General features: G+C 68.1%; 20 protein-coding genes and 1 tRNA gene. 10 read left to right on the plus strand and 11 right to left on the minus strand.

What is annotated here, in order from left to right:
- The 5 genes from tal to pgl are packed head-to-tail and all read left to right on the plus strand — an operon-like array spanning position 1 to position 6,006.
- Entirely contained in the window at positions 1–1,113 is a 1,113-nt protein-coding gene (gene tal, locus JF543_RS10190) for a transaldolase (protein ID WP_206820403.1), read from the plus strand.
- The gene (locus tag JF543_RS10195) at positions 1,110–2,711 is read left to right on the plus strand and encodes a glucose-6-phosphate isomerase (protein ID WP_206549676.1); all 1,602 of its coding nucleotides are present in this window, start codon (positions 1,110–1,112) and stop codon (positions 2,709–2,711) included. Before tal ends, JF543_RS10195 begins: the two co-directional genes overlap by 4 nt.
- A gap of 34 nt (positions 2,712–2,745) precedes the next feature.
- Positions 2,746–4,290: a glucose-6-phosphate dehydrogenase gene (gene zwf / locus JF543_RS10200; RefSeq protein ID WP_179410649.1), complete on the plus strand. Its 1,545-nt coding sequence runs from the start codon at positions 2,746–2,748 to the stop codon at positions 4,288–4,290.
- The gene (locus JF543_RS10205) at positions 4,287–5,222 is read left to right on the plus strand and encodes a glucose-6-phosphate dehydrogenase assembly protein OpcA (protein WP_179410648.1); all 936 of its coding nucleotides are present in this window, start codon (positions 4,287–4,289) and stop codon (positions 5,220–5,222) included. Before zwf ends, JF543_RS10205 begins: the two co-directional genes overlap by 4 nt.
- A 4-nt stretch (positions 5,223–5,226) precedes the next feature.
- Positions 5,227–6,006, plus strand: a complete 780-nt coding sequence (gene pgl, locus JF543_RS10210) for a 6-phosphogluconolactonase (RefSeq protein WP_179410647.1) — start codon at positions 5,227–5,229, stop codon at positions 6,004–6,006.
- Between the two features lie 7 nt (positions 6,007–6,013).
- Here pgl and JF543_RS10215 read toward each other — a convergent pair whose 3' ends face one another.
- Positions 6,014–7,009, minus strand: coding sequence for a multidrug DMT transporter permease (locus tag JF543_RS10215; protein WP_242519696.1), 996 nt, complete (start codon positions 7,007–7,009; stop codon positions 6,014–6,016).
- Between the two features lie 118 nt (positions 7,010–7,127).
- Between JF543_RS10215 and def the strand changes: the two genes are divergently transcribed.
- The 3 genes from def to JF543_RS10230 all read left to right on the plus strand — a co-directional run bounded on the left by def (position 7,128) and on the right by JF543_RS10230 (position 9,401).
- The gene (gene def, locus JF543_RS10220) at positions 7,128–7,697 is read left to right on the plus strand and encodes a peptide deformylase (RefSeq protein ID WP_206549672.1); all 570 of its coding nucleotides are present in this window, start codon (positions 7,128–7,130) and stop codon (positions 7,695–7,697) included.
- Positions 7,698–7,804: 107 nt separating this feature from the next.
- Positions 7,805–8,320, plus strand: a complete 516-nt coding sequence (locus JF543_RS10225) for a septum formation family protein (RefSeq protein ID WP_206823971.1) — start codon at positions 7,805–7,807, stop codon at positions 8,318–8,320.
- A 94-nt stretch (positions 8,321–8,414) separates the two neighbouring features.
- A complete protein-coding gene (locus tag JF543_RS10230; protein WP_206823973.1) occupies positions 8,415–9,401 on the plus strand; it encodes a diaminopimelate dehydrogenase in 987 nt (328 codons plus the stop codon).
- A gap of 105 nt (positions 9,402–9,506) precedes the next feature.
- On the opposite strand, the gene JF543_RS10235 is transcribed toward JF543_RS10230, so the two are convergent.
- From JF543_RS10235 to dusB, 5 genes are all read right to left on the minus strand, one after another.
- Positions 9,507–9,579 (minus strand) — tRNA-Asn (locus JF543_RS10235).
- A gap of 85 nt (positions 9,580–9,664) precedes the next feature.
- Complete coding sequence (locus JF543_RS10240; RefSeq protein ID WP_179410643.1) at positions 9,665–10,432, minus strand: ATP-binding cassette domain-containing protein; 768 nt, start codon at positions 10,430–10,432, stop codon at positions 9,665–9,667.
- 32 nt (positions 10,433–10,464) lie between these two features.
- Positions 10,465–12,318 (minus strand): DNA primase, encoded by a 1,854-nt coding sequence (gene dnaG, locus JF543_RS10245; protein WP_206820397.1) that lies wholly within the window; start codon positions 12,316–12,318, stop codon positions 10,465–10,467.
- Complete coding sequence (locus tag JF543_RS10250; protein ID WP_206823975.1) at positions 12,318–13,718, minus strand: deoxyguanosinetriphosphate triphosphohydrolase; 1,401 nt, start codon at positions 13,716–13,718, stop codon at positions 12,318–12,320. Before JF543_RS10250 ends, dnaG begins: the two co-directional genes overlap by 1 nt.
- Entirely contained in the window at positions 13,708–14,871 is a 1,164-nt protein-coding gene (dusB, locus tag JF543_RS10255) for a tRNA dihydrouridine synthase DusB (protein WP_179410640.1), read from the minus strand. The genes JF543_RS10250 and dusB overlap by 11 nt, the downstream gene beginning before the upstream one ends.
- A gap of 59 nt (positions 14,872–14,930) precedes the next feature.
- On the opposite strand from dusB, the gene JF543_RS10260 reads away from it, so the two are divergent.
- The gene (locus JF543_RS10260) at positions 14,931–15,425 is read left to right on the plus strand and encodes a glutathione peroxidase (RefSeq protein WP_179410639.1); all 495 of its coding nucleotides are present in this window, start codon (positions 14,931–14,933) and stop codon (positions 15,423–15,425) included.
- A gap of 11 nt (positions 15,426–15,436) precedes the next feature.
- Here the strand turns inward: JF543_RS10260 and JF543_RS10265 are convergent, their stop codons facing one another.
- The gene (locus JF543_RS10265) at positions 15,437–16,114 is read right to left on the minus strand and encodes a DsbA family protein (RefSeq protein WP_206823977.1); all 678 of its coding nucleotides are present in this window, start codon (positions 16,112–16,114) and stop codon (positions 15,437–15,439) included.
- 53 nt (positions 16,115–16,167) lie between these two features.
- Between JF543_RS10265 and JF543_RS10270 the strand changes: the two genes are divergently transcribed.
- Positions 16,168–16,734: an AAA family ATPase gene (locus JF543_RS10270; protein WP_206823979.1), complete on the plus strand. Its 567-nt coding sequence runs from the start codon at positions 16,168–16,170 to the stop codon at positions 16,732–16,734.
- Between the two features lie 4 nt (positions 16,735–16,738).
- On the opposite strand, the gene JF543_RS10275 is transcribed toward JF543_RS10270, so the two are convergent.
- The 4 genes from JF543_RS10275 to JF543_RS10290 all read right to left on the minus strand — a co-directional run bounded on the left by JF543_RS10275 (position 16,739) and on the right by JF543_RS10290 (position 21,255).
- Positions 16,739–17,542, minus strand: a complete 804-nt coding sequence (locus JF543_RS10275; protein ID WP_206823980.1) for an isoprenyl transferase — start codon at positions 17,540–17,542, stop codon at positions 16,739–16,741.
- Positions 17,539–18,309: a DNA repair protein RecO gene (recO, locus tag JF543_RS10280; protein WP_179410635.1), complete on the minus strand. Its 771-nt coding sequence runs from the start codon at positions 18,307–18,309 to the stop codon at positions 17,539–17,541. Before recO ends, JF543_RS10275 begins: the two co-directional genes overlap by 4 nt.
- A gap of 55 nt (positions 18,310–18,364) precedes the next feature.
- Positions 18,365–20,125 (minus strand): 2-isopropylmalate synthase, encoded by a 1,761-nt coding sequence (leuA, locus tag JF543_RS10285; protein WP_179410634.1) that lies wholly within the window; start codon positions 20,123–20,125, stop codon positions 18,365–18,367.
- Positions 20,126–20,301: 176 nt separating this feature from the next.
- Complete coding sequence (locus tag JF543_RS10290; RefSeq protein WP_206823981.1) at positions 20,302–21,255, minus strand: NADP-dependent oxidoreductase; 954 nt, start codon at positions 21,253–21,255, stop codon at positions 20,302–20,304.
- Between the last annotated feature and the right edge of the window lie 3 nt (positions 21,256–21,258).

Consider the following 21,258-nt stretch of genomic DNA (forward strand, 5'->3'; position numbering starts at 1 on the left):
ATGAGCACCCCCACCTCAGAGCTTTCCGCGGCCGGAGTCAGCATCTGGCTCGACGATCTCTCGCGCAATCGGATCCAGTCCGGCAACCTGCAGCAGTTGATCGAGACGCGCAACGTCGTCGGCGTCACCACCAACCCGACGATCTTCGCCGGCGCCATCACCGACGCGAACGACACCTCGTACGACGCACAGGTGCGTGAGCTCGCCGCATCCGGCGCCTCTGCCGAAGAGGCCGTCTTCGCCGCCACGACGCAGGACGTTCAGGCGGCGCTCGACATCTTCCGTCCGGTCTGGGAGGCCACCGACCACGTCGACGGCCGTGTCTCGATCGAGGTCTCCCCCGATCTGGCGCACGACACCGAGGGCACGATCGCGCAGGCGAAGGAACTGTGGAACAGCATCGACCGCCCGAACCTGCTGGTGAAGATCCCCGCCACCAAGGCGGGCCTTCCCGCGATCACCGAGGCGATCGGTGCCGGCATCAGCGTCAACGTCACCCTGATCTTCAGCCTCGAGCGGTACGCCGCAGTGATCGACGCGTACCTGGCGGGTCTGCGCAAGGCGAAGGATGCCGGCATCGACCTGAGCGGCATCCACTCGGTCGCGTCGTTCTTCGTCTCGCGCGTCGACACCGAGACCGACAAGCGTCTGAGCGTCATCGGCACCGCTGAGGCGCTGGCGCTCAAGAGCAAGGCCGGCCTTGCCAACGCCCGCCTGGCGTATGAGCTGTTCGAGCAGCGGTTCGCCGACGCCGGCGTTCAGGAGCTGATCGCCGCAGGTGCGAACCTGCAGCGCCCCCTGTGGGCCTCCACCGGCGTCAAGGACCCGAACCTGCCCGACACGCTCTACGTCACCGAACTGGTCGCTCCCGGCGTCGTGAACACGATGCCCGAGAAGACCCTTGAAGCGACGTTCGACCACGCCGAGGTGACCGGAGACACCGTCACCGGCACCTACGCCGCCTCGCACGAGGTCTTCGCCGGGCTCAAGGCCGTGGGAATCGACTTCGATGACGTCACCCAGGTGCTCGAAGACGAAGGCGTGGCGAAGTTCATCGACTCGTGGCACGACCTGCTGGCGCAGGTGGCCGAAGGCCTGGACGCCGCGCGATGACTGTCTCGGTGCACGTCTCGGGGGCCGCGAAGGTCGCCGTCGACGAGCTCGTGCCCGGCCTGGTCGCGAACCTCGTCGCCTCGCGTCTCACGGCTGGCGACGATGAACTGTGGGGGCCGGATGCCCGAGAAGAGGCCTCGGTGCGCCTGGGCTGGGTCGAGGCCGTGTCGGTCTCGCGCCCGCTGGTGCCGCAGATCATCGCGCTGCGTGAAGAGCTCGCCGCCCAGGGCGTGACGCGCGTCGTGCTGGCGGGGATGGGTGGCTCGTCACTCGCCCCCGAGGTGATCGCGAACACGGCCGGCGCACGCCTGACGATTCTGGATTCGACGGCTCCCGCGCAGGTGCTGGACGCCATCGACGACGATCTCAGTGACACGGTGCTCGTGGTCTCCTCCAAGTCGGGGTCGACCGTCGAGACCGACTCGCAGCGCCGCGCGTTCGAGGCCGCCTTCAGCGACCTCGGTATCGATCCGGTCGGCCGGATCGTCGTGGTGACCGATCCGGGTTCCCCGCTGGAGACCGCAGCCCATGAGGCCGGGTACCGGGTCTTCACCGCCGACCCGAATGTCGGCGGACGCTACTCGGCGCTCACTGCATTCGGGCTCGTACCGGTCGGGCTGGCGGGAGTCGACATCGCCGAACTGCTCGACGAGGCAGAGGCCTCGATGCTGCAGTTCGCCGTCGACGCGGCCGACAACCCGGCGCTGCGCCTGGCCGCCGCGATCACCGGCACCGCGCCGCGCCGCGACAAGCTCGCCCTCGTCAGCGACGGCACCCACATCGACGGTCTCCCGGACTGGATCGAGCAGCTGATCGCCGAGTCCACCGGCAAGGCGGGCACGGGCATCCTCCCCGTGGTGATGCTGCCCGTCTCCCCAGAGCTCGAGGCCCCGCCGGCAGACCTGCAGGTCGTGCGTCTGGTCGACGACGCCGACGAGTTCCATCTGTCCGAGCACCACCCCGGCGAGATCCTGGTCAGCGGAACGCTGGGCGCACAGTTCCTGCTGTGGGAGTACGCCACGGCCATCGCCGGACACCTGCTGGGCATCAACCCGTTCGACCAGCCCGACGTCGAGTCGGCCAAGAGCGCGGCCCGCGGCCTGCTTGACGCCCGTCCCGAGCCGACCGCTCCCGCATTCGTGCAGGACGGCATCGAGGTGCGCGCCACCGACCCCGAGCTGACGGCATCCGGAACACTCGAAGGCGTGATGGATGCCCTGTGGGCACGTCTGGGCGAGGACGGCTACGTGGCCGTTCAGGCCTATGTCGACCGCAGCACGATGGGCCAGCTGCTGGGGCTGCGCGAGATGATCGCCGCCGACTCCGGCCGCCCGACCACGTTCGGATGGGGTCCGCGGTTCCTGCACTCGACCGGCCAGTACCACAAGGGCGGCCCCGCACAGGGCGTCTTCCTGCAGGTCCTGGAACGCACCGATGTCGATCTGGAGATCCCCGGCCGTCCGTTCACCTTCGGCCAGCTCATCGAAGCACAGGCCGCCGGTGACGCCGCCGTGCTCGCCGCGCACGGCCGACCCGTCGTTTCCCTCACCATCACCGACGCTGCAGATATCCTGACGCTCTTCGAAGCCGCTCAGTAACCTCTTCCGCCTCTCCAGGAGATATCCCCCACCGATGACTGTCCCCATCTCCCGCGGACGCAATCCGCTCCGCGACCCCGATGATCGCCGACTGAGCCGCATCGCCGGCCCCAGCGCGCTGGTGATCTTCGGGGTCACCGGCGACCTGTCGCGCAAGAAGCTCATGCCCGCCGTGTACGACCTCGCGAACCGGGGCCTGTTGCCACCGGGATTCGCGCTGGTCGGCTTCGCCCGACGCGACTGGGAGGACCAGGACTTCGCCGAAGTCGTACGCGAAGCGGTGCGGCAGCACGCGCGCACCGAGTTCCGTGAAGAGACCTGGCAGCAGCTTCTGCAGGGCATCCGGTTCGTACAGGGCACGTTCGACGATCCCGACGCGTTCCGCCGCCTGCGTGAGACCGTCGAGAAGCTCGATGTCGAACGCGGCACGATGGGCAACCACGCGTTCTACCTGTCGATCCCGCCGAAGGACTTCCCCACCGTCGCGCGTCAGCTGAAGGACTCGGGACTCGTCGGTGACGACGAGGATGACGACTCGTGCTGGCGGCGCGTCGTGATCGAGAAGCCGTTCGGAGACGACCTGGAATCCGCGCGCGCCCTGAATGAGGCGCTGGAGGTGGCGTTTCCGGCCGACTCGATCTTCCGCATCGATCACTACCTCGGCAAGGAGACGGTGCAGAACATCCTCGCGCTGCGCTTCGCGAACGAGCTTTTCGAACCGCTGTGGAACCGCAACCACATCGACCACGTGCAGATCACCATGGCCGAGGACATCGGTGTGGGTGGCCGCGCCGGTTACTACGACGGCATCGGCGCGGCGCGTGATGTGATCCAGAACCACCTGCTGCAACTGCTGGCGCTCACCGCGATGGAAGAGCCGATCAGCATGTCGGCCGAGCACCTGCGCGCCGAGAAGGAGAAGGTGCTCGAGGCGGTTCAGCTGCCCGAGGATCTCTCGCTCGCCGCGGCGCGCGGACAGTACGCCGGCGGTTGGCAGGGCGGCGCGAAGGTCAACGGCTTCCTCGAAGAGGACGGCATGAACCCGCAGTCGCACACCGAGACGTACGCGGCCCTCAAGCTTGAGATCGCCACGCGACGCTGGGCGGGCGTGCCGTTCTACCTGCGGACGGGCAAGCGTCTGGGCCGTCGGGTGACCGAGATCGCCGTCGTGTTCAAGCGCGCCCCACAGCACCTGCTGGGACGCACCTCCGAGCACGGGCAGAACGCTCTGGTGATCCGCGTGCAGCCCAACGAGGGCGTCACCATCCGATTCGGTTCGAAGGTGCCGGGCGCCGGCACCCAGGTACGCGATGTGACGATGGACTTCGGCTACGGTCACGCGTTCACCGAGGCCAGCCCTGAGGCGTACGAGCGCCTTATCCTCGACGTGCTGCTCGGCGACCCGCCGCTGTTCCCGCGGCACGAAGAGGTCGAGTTGTCGTGGAAGATCCTCGACCCGATCGAGGAGTACTGGGCGAGCTTGGATACGCCGCCCGAGCAGTACGCACCTGGCTCCTGGGGACCCGAGTCCGCCGACGCCCTTCTTGCCCGCGACGGACGAGTCTGGAGACGCCCGTGATCATCGACCTTTCCGACACGACGGTCAGCCAGGTCGCCAAGCAGCTCGAGAAGGTGCGTGAAGACGGCGGAGCCGTCGCACTGGGCCGGGTCCTGACGCTGATCATCGCCGCAGGCAGCGGTGTCGCCGAGGCGGCCATCGTCGCCGCCAACGACGCCTCGCGCGAGCATCCGATGCGCGTCATCGTCGTGACCACGACCGAGGGCACGGCACGACTGGATGCGCAGATCCGCGTCGGCGGCGACGCCGGTGCGAGCGAGGTGGTCGTGCTGCGTGCCTACGGCGACGCCGCAAGCAACGCCGAGAGCCTCGTCACCGGTCTGCTGTTGCCCGACGCACCCGTCGTCGTGTGGTGGCCGGATGAGGCACCGACGGATGCCGCAGCTTCGCCGCTGGGACGCATGGCGCAGCGGCGCATCACCGACGCCGCCACGACCACCGACGTGCGGGACCGGCTCTCACTGCTGGGGCGCACGCATTCCCCCGGTGACACCGATCTCGCCTGGACTCGGCTTACGCACTGGCGCGAGCAGCTGGCTGCCGTTCTCGATCAGCCGCCGTTCGAGCCGGTCACCGCCGTCGAGGTGCGCGGCGCCGCGGCATCGCCCTCGACGGCGCTGCTCGCGGCCTGGCTGCAGATGGCGCTCGACGTACCGGTGTCCTGGTCTTACGAGCATCCGGATGACTGGCAGGAGGGGATCAAATCGGTGCGGCTGTCGCGCGCGTCCGGTGACATCCTGCTGGAGCGTCCGTCGGCGGCCGTCGCGATCCTGACCCAGCCGGGACAGCCCGACCACGAACTGCATCTTCCGCGCCGTACGGTGCGGGAGTGCCTCGCCGAGGAGCTGCGTCGGTTGGATGCCGATCTGCTCTACGGTCGAGTCATCACCGAGGGCTGGTCGCACCTCGGTCCGCCCGAGCGAGGAGAGTGAACCGATGAAGGTGCAGGGAACGACCAAGACCGTGGTGGTGGAACCCACGCCCGCGGCGCTCGCGACGCGCGTCGCGGATCGCTTCCTGACCCGGCTCATCGCGCGCACGCGCAACGGCCGTCTCGCCCATGTCTGTCTCACAGGAGGCTCGATGGGCGGGGCGGTGCTGGCAGCGACCGCGGCGGATGCGCGCGTGGCCGACATCGACTGGTCGCTGGTGCATTTCTGGTGGGGCGACGAGCGCTTCGTCGAGCGCGACAGCGCCGACCGCAACTCGCTGCAGTCACGCAATGCGCTGCTGAACCGGATCCCGGTTCCCGCCCAGAACATCCACGAGGCCGCAGCCCCGTCGGACGGCCTGACGCTCGACGAGGCCGCGCGGGCCTATGCCGAAGAGCTCGCACGATTCAGCACGGATGACACGGCATGGCCGTCCTTCGCGGTGTGCTTCCTCGGCGTCGGCCCGGACGGGCACATCGCCTCGCTGTTCCCGGACCGTCCCGAGGTGACCGTCACCGATGCCGCTGTCCTGCCGGTGCGCGACTCGCCCAAACCGCCGGCCGAACGGATCACGCTCACGCGCCCTGTGCTGAACGCCTCCAAGCGCGTATGGCTTGTGCTGACCGGTGCCGACAAGGCATCGGCACTGGGCCTCGCACTTGCGGGAGCGAGCTATGCCGGTGTGCCGGCCGCAGGCGCCAAGGGCCAACGGCGCACCGTGTTCTTCGTCGACGAAGCGGCCGCGGCAGAGGTCTCACCGGATCTGATCGATCGCGACTACTGAGAACGGACTACGTTCCGAGCGGCGCGTCACCGTCATCCGGCCTGCGCTGTGCGCGGGCCTCGCCGCGCTGCGCAGGCTCTGCACCGGGTGAGTCGGCGCCCGGTGCCGGGCCGCTGCCGCGGGTGATCCCGAGTTCCTGGCTCTCACTGAGCACCTGGGGGTGGTAGCGGGCCAGCCCGAACACGCCCCATACGGCGATCGCCCCGGCGACCACGAACATGATCAGCACCCACACCGGCGCGGCGTCGGCCTCACCGAGCACCAGGGCGCCGATCAGCACGGCGACGATCGGATCGATGACGGTGAGTCCGGCGATGACGAGATCGGGCGGCCCCGAGCTGTACGCGGTCTGCACGAAGTAGGCGCCGACCGCGGCAGCGGCGATGAGGGCGATCAGGCAGGCGACGGTCAGCCAGTCGAAGTTCTGCGCCTGGATACGACTGATGACCGCTTTGGCGAGTGTGGCGACGAAACCGTAGAGCACACCAGCGCCGGTGACGTAGAACATCGCGCGCATGCGATGGCGCAGGATGAGCCATCCTGCGCCGAAGACGATGATGACCAGGAGCAGGATGGTCAGGATCATGAAGAGATCCTGATCACGGATGGGGCGTTCCGTGGCGTAGAGCGCCGCCAGGCTGACGAACAGGAAGATGCCGCCGATACATGCGGCGATCGCGATCAGCGATTGCCTGGTCGGCGAGTGCCCCGAGATGCGGGCGTTCAGCAGTGTGGTGACGACGAGCGCGACGGCGCCGAGCGGCTGCACCACGATCAGCGGGGCGATGGCGATCGCACTGAGCTGGCACACGATCGCCAGCCCGAGCATCAGCGTTCCGATGAGCCACGACGGCCGGGTCAGCAACGCCTTCAACTGAGCCGAACTCAGACCTGTCGTGCCCTCGACACCGGTGATGCGCTCGACCTTCTCGACGCCGCGGTGCTGGTACTGCGCACCCAGCGACATGAACACCGCACCCGCCAGGGCCAACGGGATGCCCATCAACAGCCCGGGGTTGGCGAAGACGCCGACCAGCTGATCGCCGACATCGACTGCGAAACCCACCCCGTTTTGCACTGTCTCACCTTATCGGGCGCAGGTGAGCAAGTAGGGTTGTGCCGTGGCTGTTCTTGCGATCCGTATCATGGGCGACCCTGTTCTGCACTCTCCCGCGGGTGAGGTGACCGCGGTGACCGATGAGATCCGCACGCTCGTCGCCGACATGTACGAGACGATGGACCTCGCCCCCGGAGTCGGGCTCGCCGCCCCGCAGGTCGGGGTCGCGTTGCGTATCTACGTGTACTCGTACGTGGATGACGACGACCAGCCGTGGCGCGGCGAGATCATCAATCCGACGCTGTGGATGACCCCGCTCGAACCCGGCTCACCCGATCCGGATGAGGAGGCTGAGGGATGCCTGTCGTTCCCCGGCGAGCGCTTCCCGTTGCGGCGCTCGGATCGCGTCCTGGTCACCGGGACTGACCTTGAGGGTGCGCCGGTGCGCATCGAGGTCGACGGCTGGCGCGCGCGCATCATGCAGCACGAGTTCGATCACCTCGACGGTGTGCTGTACGTCGATCGGCTCTCTGACAGCGATTGGAAGACCGCGCAGAAGATCGCACGCAAGCGCGGCTGGATCCGCGGTGGGCACAGCTGGATGCCCGGAGTGGACGATCTCGAGGGCGCGTAATCGCCTCGCTCACAGAGAGCACAAAGTTGACTCTCAGCTGGTTCACTGACTAGGTTCCTCCTTCGGGTGCGTTCGCACCCGCACCCCACTTCGAGGAGGAACTCATCATGGCCACCACGGGCACCCGCCGTACGATCGGGACCGTTGCCGCGACGGGAGCACTGGCGATCGCGCTCACCGGTTGCAGCCTGCCGTCCGACATCGCGAGCATGCTCACCGGCGAGGCAGACCGTGACGGAGCCGGCAGCGTGCAGTCCTCCTCCGAGATCGGCATCTTCAACCTCCAGGTCGGCGACTGCAAGATGGAGGACCAGAGCGGCGAGATCCTCGACACCACCGTCGTCCCGTGCGATGAGCCGCACGATGAAGAGGTCTACGACGAGTTCGCGATGGCCGACGGCGACTTCCCTGGCGTCGAGGCCATCCAGGCCGAAGCCGAGACCTACTGCGTGGAATCGTTCGGCGACTTCGTCGGGATGCCCTGGGAGGAATCCGCGCTGGAGTTCTTCGCCATCTACCCGACGCAGGGAACGTGGGAGCAGGCGGACGACCGCATCGTGCAGTGCGTGATCTGGGACCCCGAGGGCCAGGTCACGGGCACGCTCGCCGGCGCCGCGCGCTGACTCCGCGCGGCGTCACGCCGCGCAGACGGCGGGGGCGCTCCCTCTAGGCTTGGAGGGACTCCCCCCGCTCCCCCGAACTCTCGAAGAGGCACCCATGACTGCGCGCACACGCATCGGCATCGTCGGCTACGGAAATCTCGGTCGAGGGGTTGAGACCGCGCTCACGCTGACACCCGACATGCACCTCGTCGGCGTCTTCACCCGCCGCGACCCGGCGACGGTTCGCCCACTGGCCGAGACGACGGCCGTGCACGGCCTGGAAGCCCTTGACGGCATGCGCGATGAGATCGACGTGCTGATCTTGTGCGGTGGCTCGAAGTCTGACCTGCCTGAGCAGACGCCGGCGTTGGCATCCGCTTTCACGGTCGTCGACAGCTACGACACCCACGCGCGCATCCCGCAGCACTTCGCCGCCGTCGACGCCGCGGCACGCGGCGCCGGCACCACGGCGATCATCTCGACCGGCTGGGATCCCGGGCTGTTCTCGCTGCAGCGCCTGTACGGCGAGGCCATCCTGCCGCAGGGCGAGACCTACACGTTCTGGGGGCGGGGGCTCAGCCAAGGGCACTCCGACGCGATCCGTCGAGTTCCCGGCGTCGCGGCCGGCGTGCAGTACACGATCCCCTCGGACGACGCGATCGAGCGTGTGCGCTCGGGGGCCCGCCCCGAGCTGTCCACGCGCGACAAGCACACGCGTGAGTGCTTCGTCGTGCTCGCCGAGGGTGCGGACGCGGATGCTGTGCGCGAGGCCATCGTGACGATGCCGGACTACTTCGAACCGTACGACACGACGGTGACCTTCATCTCGACGGAGGAGCTCGCAACGAATCACGCGGGTGTCCCCCACGGCGGCTTCGTGATCCGCAGCGCTGAGACGTCCGCCGGCACCACGCAGACGATCGACTACCGTCTCGCCCTGGAGTCGAACCCCGAGTTCACGGCCAGCGTTCTCGTCGCCTACGCCCGCGCGGCCGCCCGGCTGGCGGCATCCGGCGATCATGGCGCGAAGACACCGTTCGACGTCGCCCCGGGGCTGCTCTCGCCGAAGTCGCCCGAGCAGCTGCGCGCCGAGATGCTCTAGGACGTACCGCGTGGTGCGGGGCCGACCGGACCCCACACCACACGCGTCGGACCACGCGGAACACGCAGAAGAGCCCCGTCCTGAGGACGGGGCTCTTCTCTGTTGCTCCCCCGGTTGGACTCGAACCAACAACCTGCCGGTTAACAGCCGGCTGCTCTGCCAATTGAGCTACAGGGGAATGTGCTCGCTGCGCGGGCAACTCGTCTAGCTTAGCAAACTCCCACGGCCTCTCCGAACACGGGCCACCGCCCGGGCGTGGCGTGTCAGCGCGCTCCGTTCGGCTCCGCATCCGGCGACCACAGCAGGTTGCGTCCGACGCCTCGAGCGACCACGTGACCGCCACGCAGGATCAGGGTCTCCGCATCGAGCTCGCGAATGAAGTCGGCGTCGTTGGTCACCATCAGCGCCGCCATCGCGCGCTCGGTTCGGCGCCGGGTGATCGCGCCGAAGACCACCGGGCGGACCTCCAGATCGAGGTTCGCGAGGGGTTCGTCGGCGATGAGCACGTGGGGTTCGAGCATCAGTGCGCGAGCGATCGCGACGCGCTGGCGCATGCCTGCGCTGAGCTCATACGGAAACTTCGTCGCCATTCCCAGCGGCAGGTGCAGCTCGTCGAGCAGCGCCGCGACGCGCATCGCGAGTGCCCGACTGTTGACCTTCTTCTCGCGCGAGGTGACCGGCTCCGAGATCGCCTCGCCGACCGTGAGGCGCGGCGGCAACGACCCGCCCGCCCCCTGCGGCACGAATCCGGTGAGTGCTGTCAGCACGCGACGTCGGCGCCCGGGCCGACGCACGTTCACCCCGCACACCTCGGCACGCCCGCCGGCGACCTTGAGCGAGGCGTCCCCCATGCCCGCCAGCGCAGTCACCAGCGACGACTTGCCCGATCCGGTCGAACCGCCGATGCACATCAGCTCACCCGGCTGCAGAGTGAATGTCACGCCGTCGACGGCACGGGTGGTGCCGCCGTGCCCGATCCGATCGATGACGAGGTCATGGCAGTCGATCGCGGCGTCACTGTCGGCAGGCATGTCTCCATCCTGCCCGGTTCACGCGGTCGCCGTCACGTTTCGATGAACTGCAGTCGCTCCGCGTCGACATCACGCAGGCGCATCCGCAGCGCCCGACCGCCTTCCGAGTCCGCGGGTACCCGCTGAACGGCTCCCAGGAGCTCGTGCTTCTCGCGTTCGATGCTGCGCAGGATCAGCCGACGACACATATCCGTCGCCGAGGCGAGCGCACCCGCCTCATCCCGTGCAGGGAACGGCATCATCAGGAGTTCGCCGGCCAGCGCACGATAGGGCTCGCGCACGGCATCCGCCGCTCCCGTCGCCCAGCCGACGCGCGCGCGATCAGCGACGGATGCCACCGACTGGCGCACCGCCTCCAGCGCCGGGTTTCGGAACGGCTCGGTGAGCGCCCGCGCCAGCAGGGCGGGATCGATACGGTGGCCGTACTGCAGTACGCCCATCAGCGCATCCCGTTCAAGCGCGACCTCGGCGGTGCGCGGCAAGTCGCGCAGGCGCACCGGCGCCGTCGCATCGCCGTCGGGTGCGGATGCCACCGGCTCGGACCGCACGTGCGGCGCCTCGCGGCCGCCACGTGCAGCGCGCTGCACCTGCTGGTGCACGGACGTCGGGTCCATGCCCAAACGGCGCGCCAGCACGCGCTCGTACCCCGGCCGAAGCAGCTCATCACGGATCTCGGCGACGATCGGTGCCGCGGCGCGCAGCGCGCCGACCTGCCCCTCCACGGTGGCGAGGTCGTAGGCGGCGAGCTTACGGTCGATCGCGAACTCGAACATCGGCACCTTGGCGTCCATCAGGCCGCGCACGGCGGCATCCCCGCGCTGCAAGCGCAGATCGCACGGGTCCAGACCGTCGGGAGCGACCGCCACGAACGTCTGGGCCGTGAAGCGGGAGTCCTCCGAGAAGGCACGCAGCGCGGCCTTCTGACCGGCCTCGTCACCATCGAAGGTGAAGACGACCTCGCCGGCAGCCGAGTCATCACCCATCACCCGGCGCAGCACCTTGATGTGCTCGGCGCCGAACGCCGTGCCGCAGGTGGCGATCGCCGTCGTCACCCCGGCCAGGTGACAGGCCATCACGTCGGTGTACCCCTCGACGACGACCACCCGGCGCGGGTCGCCGCGCGCGATGTCGCGCTTTGCCAGATCGAGTCCGTACAGCACCTGCGCCTTCTTGTAGATCGGCGTCTCGGGGGTGTTCAGGTACTTCGGCCCCTGGTCGTCGTCGTACAGCTTGCGCGCGCCGAAGCCGATGGTCTGCCCGGTGACGTCACGGATCGGCCACACCAGACGCCCACGGAATCGGTCGTACACGCCGCGCTGACCGGCAGAGACCAGTCCCGCCGCCGTCAGTTCATCACGGGTGAAGCCCTGCGCGCTCAGCGCCTTGAGCATGTTCTCCCAGCCGCGCGGGGCATATCCGACGCCGAAGTGCGCCGCCGCACCGGCGTCGAAGCCGCGCTCGCCCAGGAACCGCCTCGCCGTCTCCGCCTCCGGGCTCAGCAGCTGCGAGCGGAAGTACTCCCCCGCCGCCGAGTTCGCCGCATACAGACGGCTGCGTCCGCTGCTCTCGGGCGCAGCACCGCCGTCCTCATAATGCAGCGAGTACCCGATGCGTGCCGCGAGCCGCTCAACCGCCTCGGTGAAGCTGACGTGGTCCATCTCGCGCAGAAACGAGTACACGTCTCCCGAGGCGCCGCAGCCGAAGCAGTGGTAGTAGCCGACCTGGGGACGGACGTGGAAGCTGGGACTCTTCTCGTCGTGGAAGGGGCACAGCCCCTTCATGGAACCCACCCCGGCCGACTTGAGGGCGACGCGCTCGCCGACGATGTCAGCGATGTTCGTTCGCGTCTTGACCTCTTCGACGTCCGCCTGAAGAATGCGCGGCATCAGCGCGCTCCTTCAACGACCACCTGAGGCTGGGGATGCGGATGACGGTGCCCGCCCGGGCGGGCGTGGCGCGGCGTCCAGATTCCGACCTCGGCCGGATCGATCTCGCCGACCAGCCGGTTATGCCAGTCGACGGCGGTCTGGTCGGTGAGGCTGGCGACCTGATCGACCACGACGCGGGCACGTTCGGCATCCGACGTTGCGGCGAGGAAATCCGCCTCGAAAGCGGGTTCGAGCACATCGGCTCCCGCCGACCAGAGCGCGTCAGTCGACCACAGCGCATCCGCCAACCGCACGAGAACACGCCGCTGCTCCTTGTAGACGCCACGGCGGGCGTCGAGGGTCACGATGGCCTGCCCCATGATGCCCTTGAGAACGGCGATCTCGGCTTCGACGACACGCGGTACGACCACGTGCGCACTGTAGCGCGCCAGCGTGCTTCCGGGATAGGCCTCCCGCGTCGCGGTCACCGCAGCCCGAGCGAACCGGCCGATCAGGTCGCTGGTCAGGTTCTTCAGCTTCGCCAGGTCTCGGCGCGAACGATCGAAGGACTTCAACCACATCGGCTGCCGGGTCAGCCGGTACAGCGCATCGGCGAGTTCCTCGCGCGTGAAGTCGTATCCGACCCACTGCTGGATGCGCCCGACCAGCGGGTGGTGCTCGACGGGATCAGAGAGCTGAGCGACGTCGACGTAGCCGTTGACGATCGCGTCCTCGAAGTCGTGCACCGAATAGGCGATGTCGTCCGAGAGGTCCATGATCTCGGCCTCAACGCACCGCATGCGCCCGGGGGCGTCGGCGCGCATCCACCGGAAGACGGCCTCGTCCTCGGGATACACACCGAACTTCAGACGTCCGCCCGGATCGGGCATCGGCTCATCCACGGTCCACGGGTACTTGCACGTCGCGTCGAGCGTCGCCCGGGTCAGGTTGAGCCCGACGGAGTGCTCACGATCATCGAGCACCTTCGCCTCGAGCCGCGTCAGAATACGCAACGACTGGGCGTTGCCCTCGAAACCGCCGATCGGCTCCGCCCACTCGTTCAGCGCGCGCTCGCCGTTGTGTCCGAAGGGTGGATGCCCGAGATCGTGGCTGAGGCAGGCCGTGTCGACCACGTCGGCCGAGACGCCCAGCGCCGCGGCCAGCTCGCGGCCGACCTGCGCGACTTCCAGCGAGTGCGTCAGCCGGTTGCGGGCGAAATCGGCGGTGCTCGCGGGGCTCAACACCTGTGTCTTGGCCGCCAGGCGGCGCAACGCGGCGGAGTGCAGTACCCGGGCGCGGTCGCGTGAGAAGTGATCACGCTCGGAGCGGTGCGTCTCGGCGAAGAAGCGTTCCGTATCAGCGCCCGTGTACCCGCCGGCCGTGTGTCCCACCGGTGCTGATGAGGAGTCAGCCGCCATCGTTCTCGGTCTCCGCTCCGCGCATCATCTCTCCGATGCCCTCGCCGATCTCCTGCGAATCGAGCCATCCCTCGGGCAGTGCCGTGCGCTTCGGCGAACCGGCGCGTCCGCGCTGCCCCTCGGCGCCGACGCCGGGGTACGGTGCATCGCCGAGCGTACCGAGCAGATCATCGATCTCCTGCAGCGTCGATGCCTTCGCCAGCGCCGCGCGCAGCTCACCACCGACGGGGTATCCCTTGAAGTACCAGGCGACGTGCTTGCGCACGTCCTTGCATCCGCGGTCCTCGTCTTCGAAGAACTCCACGAGCAGTTCGGCGTGGCGCCGGAAGGCGGATGCCACGAACTGCAGGGTCGCATCGACCGGCGGTGCCGTCACCGCGTCCTTCGGGCCGAGCGCCGCGGCGAGTTCGCCGAACAGCCAGGGTCGCCCCAGGCATCCGCGGCCGACGACCACGCCGTCGGCGCCGGTCTGCGCCAGCATCCGCACGGCGTCATCGGCCGACCAGATGTCACCGTTGCCGAGCACGGGGATGCTGGTGACGGTCTGCTTGAGCTCACCGATGGCATTCCAGTCGGCGTGCCCGGAGTAGTACTGCGAAGCGGTGCGCGCGTGCAGCGCCACGGCGGCGGCACCGGCGTCCTCGGCCGCGCGCCCCGCCTCGAGGAACGTGAGGTGGTCGTCGTTGATGCCCTTGCGCATCTTCACCGTCAACGGCACCGAGCCGGCGGCCTTGACGGCCTGGTCGACGATGTCCGAGAACAGACCGATCTTCCACGGCAACGCGGCGCCACCGCCCTTGCGGGTGACCTTGGGTACCGGGCATCCGAAGTTCAGATCGATGTGGTCGGCGTGGTCTTCGGCGACGATGATCCGCACAGCTTCGGCGATGGTGCCGGGGTCGACGCCGTAGAGCTGGATCGAACGCGGCGTCTCCGACTCGTGGTGCTGGATCAGCCGCATCGTGATCGCGTTGCGTTCGACGAGTGCGCGCGAGGTGATCATCTCGCTGACGTACAGGCCAGCACCGTACTCACGGCACAGCCTGCGGAACGCGGTGTTCGTGATCCCGGCCATGGGCGCCAGGACGACCGGCACGTCGAGTTCGATCGGGCCGATGCGCAGGGCGGTCGCGGGGGCAGTGGCAGCAGTCATATCCCTTCCATTGTCCCAGACCGCGCCTGTGCCGGTCCGCACAGACATAGGCTGTGGATATGAGTGATCTTCCTGTGCGTCAGATCCCGTTCGTCGATGCTTCCGGAGCGGAGCGGACCCTCGATGACGTGGGCGCCGACGTGGTGCTCGTGGTCAATGTGGCGTCGAAGTGCGGTCTGACACCGCAGTACGCGCAGCTCGAGCAGCTGCAGCGTGAGTACGCCGACCGCGGCTTCACGGTACTGGGATTCCCGTGCAACCAGTTCCTGGGTCAGGAGCCGGGATCGATGGAGCAGATCCTCGACTTCTGCTCCACCACCTACGGCGTCTCGTTCCCGGTGAACGAGAAGGTGAAGGTCAACGGCAAGAACGCCGCCGACCTCTACAAGGCGCTCAAGCAGACTCCCGACGCCGAGGGCTCCGCCGGGCGCGTGAGCTGGAACTTCGAGAAGTTCCTCGTCGCACCCGACGGCGCCGTGCAGCGGTTCCGCCCGAAGCAGAAGCCGGATTCCCCCGAGATCGTCGCGGCGATCGAGGCAGCGCTCGTCCGCTGATCAGGTCGGCGTCAGGCGACCGGCGTCTCGACGCCGCGCTTGGCCCACAGATCGCGCAGGACGTTGGCGAAGGTCTCGGCCGGCTGAGCCCCCGAGACGCCGTACTGACCGTCGATCACGAAGAACGGCACGCCGTTGATGCCGTAGGCGCGTGCCTGCGCCTGGTCGGCGCGCACGTCGTCGAGGTGCGCGTTCGACTCCAGCGCAGTGCGGGTCTCGTCCTCATCGAGGCCGACCTCGACAGCGAGCGCGACGAGATCGTCGATGCGTCCGACGTGGCGCCCCTCGGTGAAGTAGGCCGACATCAGACGCTCCTCCATCTCGTGCTGGAGTCCCTTGCTCTTGGCGAAGTGCAGTACCTCGTGGGCCTTGACGGTGTTGGTGTGCTGCAGCAGATCGAAGCGGTACTGCAGGCCGGCCTGGGCCGCCACATCGGTGACGTGCGCCAGCATCTGTTCGACCTGCTCACGCGGCATGCCTTTGTGTCCGGAGAGGAAGTCGATCTCGTCGCCGTCGAAGTCGACCGGGGTATCGGGGGCCAGCTCGAACGAGTGGAAGGTGATGTTGACCTGCGGGGCGTCCTCGTCGGACGCGGTCGCCGCAACGCCCGCTTCAAGATTGCGCTTGCCGATGTAGCACCAGGGGCAGGCGATGTCGGACCAGATGTCGATAGAGATGGGTTCGCTCACGTTCTCATCCAACCGCATGCATGTCGCGTGTATTCCTCGTCTAGCATCTACAGGTGCTCACCTGCGATGACGTCCTGCCCTTCCGCCCATCGCGGGTGCTCGTCTGCGGCGTCTCGGGTGCGGGCAAGACGACGCTCGTCACGCGCATGAGCCGGTTGCTGGAACTTCCCCGGTACGAACTCGACGCCCTGCATCACGGCCCCGAGTGGACGCCGCGGCCCGAGTTCCTCGACGATGTCCGCGCCTTCGCAGCCTCCGAGCGGTGGGTGAGTGAATGGCAGTACACGTCGAAGGGTGTCAGTGAGATCCTGCCTCCCCGCGCCGACCTGTGCGTGTGGCTGGACTATCCGGATCGCCTGGTGCGCGCACGCCTGTGGCGCCGGACGCTCGCCCGCAGCATCCTGCGCCGCGAGCTGTGGAACGGCAATCGCGAGCCGAGCATCTGGCGGCTGGCGACGACGACCACGCCCGAAGAGAACGTGCTGCGGTGGCAGACGAAGACCCGTGATGTGTGGCGGGAGCGGATGCCGGGGCACGAGGCGCGCTTTCCGCATCTGACGTTCGTGCGTCTCGGGCATCCGACAGAGACCGAGCGCTGGCTGGGGCGCCTCGGCCGGTAAGGCCTCAGTTTGTGGCGTCGGGGGTGTCGATCGCGCCCCCGAAGCGGCGGTCGCGCGACAGGTAGACGCCGATCGCACGCCACAGCTCTTCGCGCGAGAAGTCGGGCCAGAGCGTGTCGAGGAACACCATCTCGGCGTATGCCGACTGCCACAGCAGGAAGTTCGAGGTGCGTTGCTCGCCCGAGCTGCGCAGGAACAGGTCGACGTCGGGCATCTCGGGCACGTAGAGGTGCTTGCGCAGCTGCTTCTCGGTGATCGCGCTGGGCTTGAGGCGCCCGGCTTTGACGTCCTCGGCCATCGCGCGCATGGCGTCGATGAGTTCGACGCGCCCGCCGTAGTTGACGCACATCGTGAGTGTGAGCACGTCGTTGTCGCGAGTGAGCTGCTCGGCGAACTGAAGCTCTTTGATCACCGACCCCCACAGCCGCGGCTTGCGACCGGCCCAGCGCACCCGCACACCCCATTCGTTGAGCTGGTCACGCCGCCGGTGCAGCACGTCGCGGTTGTACCCCATCAGGAACCGCACCTCTTCGGGCGAACGCGCCCAGTTCTCGGTCGAGAACGCGTACACCGACAGATGCTTCACACCGGCCTGGATGGCACCGGCGACCACGTCGAGCAGTACTTCCTCCCCCGCCTTGTGCCCCTCGATGCGGTTGAGGCCCCGGCGGTTGGCCCATCGGCCGTTGCCGTCCATGACGACGGCGACATGGTTCGGCACGGCGGGGAACGCAGGCGGCTGCACTCCCGTCCAGTCGAGCGGGCGGAACGGCACGGCGTCCTTATGGGTGTACGGCTTGGGACTCACCGGGCTCCTTGCGGGGTCGATAGGGGACGGGAGACCGCGTGGGGCGGCCGAGTCACGTGTTCGAGCGAGCGGATGCCACGTTCGAGGTGCCATTGGGCATACGCGGCGACGGTGCCGGATGCCGCAGCGAGATCGGTGTGCGCGGCCGCGTCGACCAGCGTCCAGTCCCCACCCATCAGCGCGCGCAACAGGGCGAGGGCCGTGCCCGGGATCTGCGGACTGCCGGCCGGGGCGCATGCCGCGCACACCGATCCGCCCAGTTGTGCGCCGAAGAACGCATGCGGACCAGGTGCAGCGCAGCGGGCGCAGTGATCGAGTGCGGGCGCCCAGCCCGACAGCGCCATGACCCGCAGCAGATAAGAATCGAGGATGCTGCGCGCCACGTGCTCTCCCCGCGAAAGTGAGCGGAGGCCGCCGACGAGCAGCAGGTACTGCTCGGTCGTCGCCTCGGCCTCGTTCAACCGGTCGGCGGCCTCGACCATTGCACTGGCCGCGGTGAACCGCTCGTAGTCGACGGCGATATCGGCACCGTACGCACCGAGCGATTCGGCCTGCTGCACGATATCGAGCGTGCGCCCCTGGTACAGCTGCACATCGGCGACCATGAACGGCTCCAGGCGGGAGCCGAACTTCGACGACGTGCGCCGCACGCCCTTGGCGACCGCGCGGATCTTGCCGTGACGTCGGGAGAGCATCGTGACGATGCGGTCCGCCTCACCCAGCTTGTGGGTGCGCAGGATCACCGCTTCGTCTCGATAGGTGGGCACCTCTCGATTATCCCCCGCTCCCCCGACATCAGGCGTCAGCGTCCTCGGGGCCGCGTCAGACCGCTGCGAGCTCCGGTGCCGTCTCGCGGCTACGAATGGAACGGTTCACGCACGAGACGATCGCCTTCAGGCTCGCCGTCGAGATGTCGCCGTCGATGCCGACGCCCCACAGCCGCTGGTCGCCGACCTGCAGTTCGACGTAGGCCGCCGCCTGAGCGTCGCCCCCGCTGGACATCGTGTGCTCGACGTAGTCGTACAGCGAGATCTCGAAGCCGCGCTCGCGCAGCACCTCGATGAACGCCGCGATCGGGCCATTGCCAGTGCCGGCGGTCGCGACCGACTCGTCGCCATCACGCAGCACCACGTCCAGCGACACATCGCCGGTCATGTCGCTGCGGGTCTGGGTGCCGAGCAGTTCGAACCGGCCCCACTTGGCTTCGGCGTCGTCGGCCGGCAGGTACTCGTCGTGGAAGATCGACCAGATCTGCTCGCTGGTGACCTCGCCACCCTCGGCGTCGGTCTTGGCCTGCACGACCCCCGAGAACTCGATCTGCAGTTTGCGCGGCAGATCCAGTGCGTGGTCGGCCTTCAGCAGGTACGCGACGCCACCCTTGCCGGACTGCGAGTTGACCCGGATGACGGCTTCGTACGAGCGTCCCAGGTCCTTCGGGTCGATCGGCAGGTATGGCACGGCCCACTCGATGTCGTCGACCGTGACGCCCTCAGCCGCGGCCTTCGCGGCCATCGCCTCGAAGCCCTTCTTGATGGCATCCTGATGCGAGCCGCTGAACGCGGTGAACACCAGGTCGCCCGCCCACGGGCTGCGCTCGGGTACCGGCAGCTGGTTGCAGTATTCGACGGTGCGCTTGACGTTGTCGATGTCGCTGAAGTCGATCTGCGGGTCGACACCCTGCGTGAACATGTTGATGCCCAGCGCGACGAGATCGACGTTTCCGGTGCGCTCACCGTTGCCGAACAGGCAGCCCTCGATCCGATCTGCACCGGCGAGGTAACCCAGTTCGGCGGCCGCGACCGCGGTGCCTCGGTCGTTGTGCGGGTGCAGCGACAGAATCACGTTCTCTCGGTGTGCCAGGTGACGGTGCATCCACTCGATCGAGTCGGCATAGACATTCGGCGTCGCCATCTCGACCGTGGCCGGCAGATTGATGATCACCTTGCGGTCGGGCGTCGGCTCCAGGATCTCGAGTACTTCGTTGCACACCTCGACGGCGTACTCCAGTTCGGTGCCGGTGTAGCTCTCGGGCGAGTACTCGTAGTAGACCTCGGTGCCGGGGATCGTCTTCTCGTACTGACGGCACAGGCGGGCGCCCTCCAGCGCGATCTGCTTGACGCCCTCACGGTCGGACCGGAAGACGACCTCGCGCTGCAGCACGCTCGTGGAGTTGTAGAAGTGCACGATGGCTTGCTTGGCGCCCGCGATCGACTCGTAGGTGCGCGCGATCAGGTGCTCGCGCGCCTGCGTCAGCACCTGGATGGTCACGTCATCCGGGATCAGCCTCTCTTCGATCAGCTGGCGCACGAAGTCGAAGTCGGTCTGGCTGGCCGAGGGAAAACCGACCTCGATCTCTTTGTAGCCCATGCTGACCAGCAGCTCGAACATCACCCGCTTGCGTTCGGGCGACATGGGGTCGATCAGCGCCTGGTTTCCGTCGCGCAGATCGACGGCGCACCAGCGGGGTGCTTCGGTGATCCGCTTGCCGGGCCAGGTGCGGTCCGGCAGGTCGAAGACGATCTGCTCGTGATACGGCCGGTACTTGTGGACCGGCATCGACGAGGGCTTCTGGGTGTTCTTCATGGTGAGGCTTCTTCTTCGTCAGGAGTTGTGTGTCAGGCCAACACGAACGCCGCGACGAGAAGGCCTGTCAGATCAGGACTCGCCGCGGCAGCTAAGAAGAAGCAGACCGCCCAAGAGCATGCGTCGATCGTAGCATCCGACTTCGCATTCTGCTCACCACGGAGGTGTCCTCGCGATCACGGAATCAGCGCGAGCTTTCCCTCGACGCTCCCTGCCGCGAGCATGCGGTGCGCCTCTGGCGCCTGTTCCAGCGGCAACTCCGCCCCCACCGGTACCGTCAGTCGGCGGCTTTCTGCCAGTGCGACGAGGGGTGCCCGCGCCTCGTCCCGGAAACGCGCACTCTCGGGCATCGACCCCGCGATCGCTCGGAAACCGTGCTCTGACGCCGCGCGGGGCGCCACGATCGTGACGACGCGGCCGGGATCGGCGACCAACGCCGAGGACGTCGCGATCGCCTCATCCGTTCCCGCCGCATCGAGCGCGGCGTCGATCCGGGCGATGCCCTCGGATGCCAGATACGCGACGATCCGGTCGGTGAGCCCCGCTCCGTACTCGATGGCGATCCCGCCGAACCGTCGCACGGTCTCGAGGCGGGCGCTGCGCGCCGTGCCGATGACGCGGATGCCACGCAACGCCGCCTGCTGCAGCACGCTGACACCGACGGCGCCGGAGGCACCGTGCAGAAGCACCGTCTCCCCCGTTCGAGCGCCGACCGTGTGCAGCATCTCTGCAGCCGTGGTCCCGGCCAGCAGCAGGTTCGCGGCTTGTGCGTGGCTGAGCGGCGCCGGTTTGCGCAGCACTTTCTCGGCAGGCACCGTGAGCTCGGTGGCGTAGCCGCCACGCACACGGAACGCGATCACCTCGTCGCCGACGGTCACCGGTCCCGTCACGATTCGCGTGTCCGGCCCGACGGCGATGACCGTCCCGGAGACCTCGTACCCGATGGCGACGGGCAGCTCCGTACCCGGCCGCGCACGCGCGACGTGCTTGGCATCCGCAGGGTTCACGCCGGCCGCGCGCACCCGGATCGTCACCTCGCCCGCCCTCGGCGCCGACACTGTGAACGGTGCGAACCGCCAGTGCTCGGGCGGTCCCCAATCCGTCGCGAGCCAGCGGTGCGCGATCGACATCGG

The sequence above is a fragment of the Microbacterium esteraromaticum genome (assembly GCF_017303215.1).
Taxonomy (GTDB): Bacteria; Actinomycetota; Actinomycetes; order Actinomycetales; family Microbacteriaceae; genus Microbacterium; species Microbacterium esteraromaticum_C.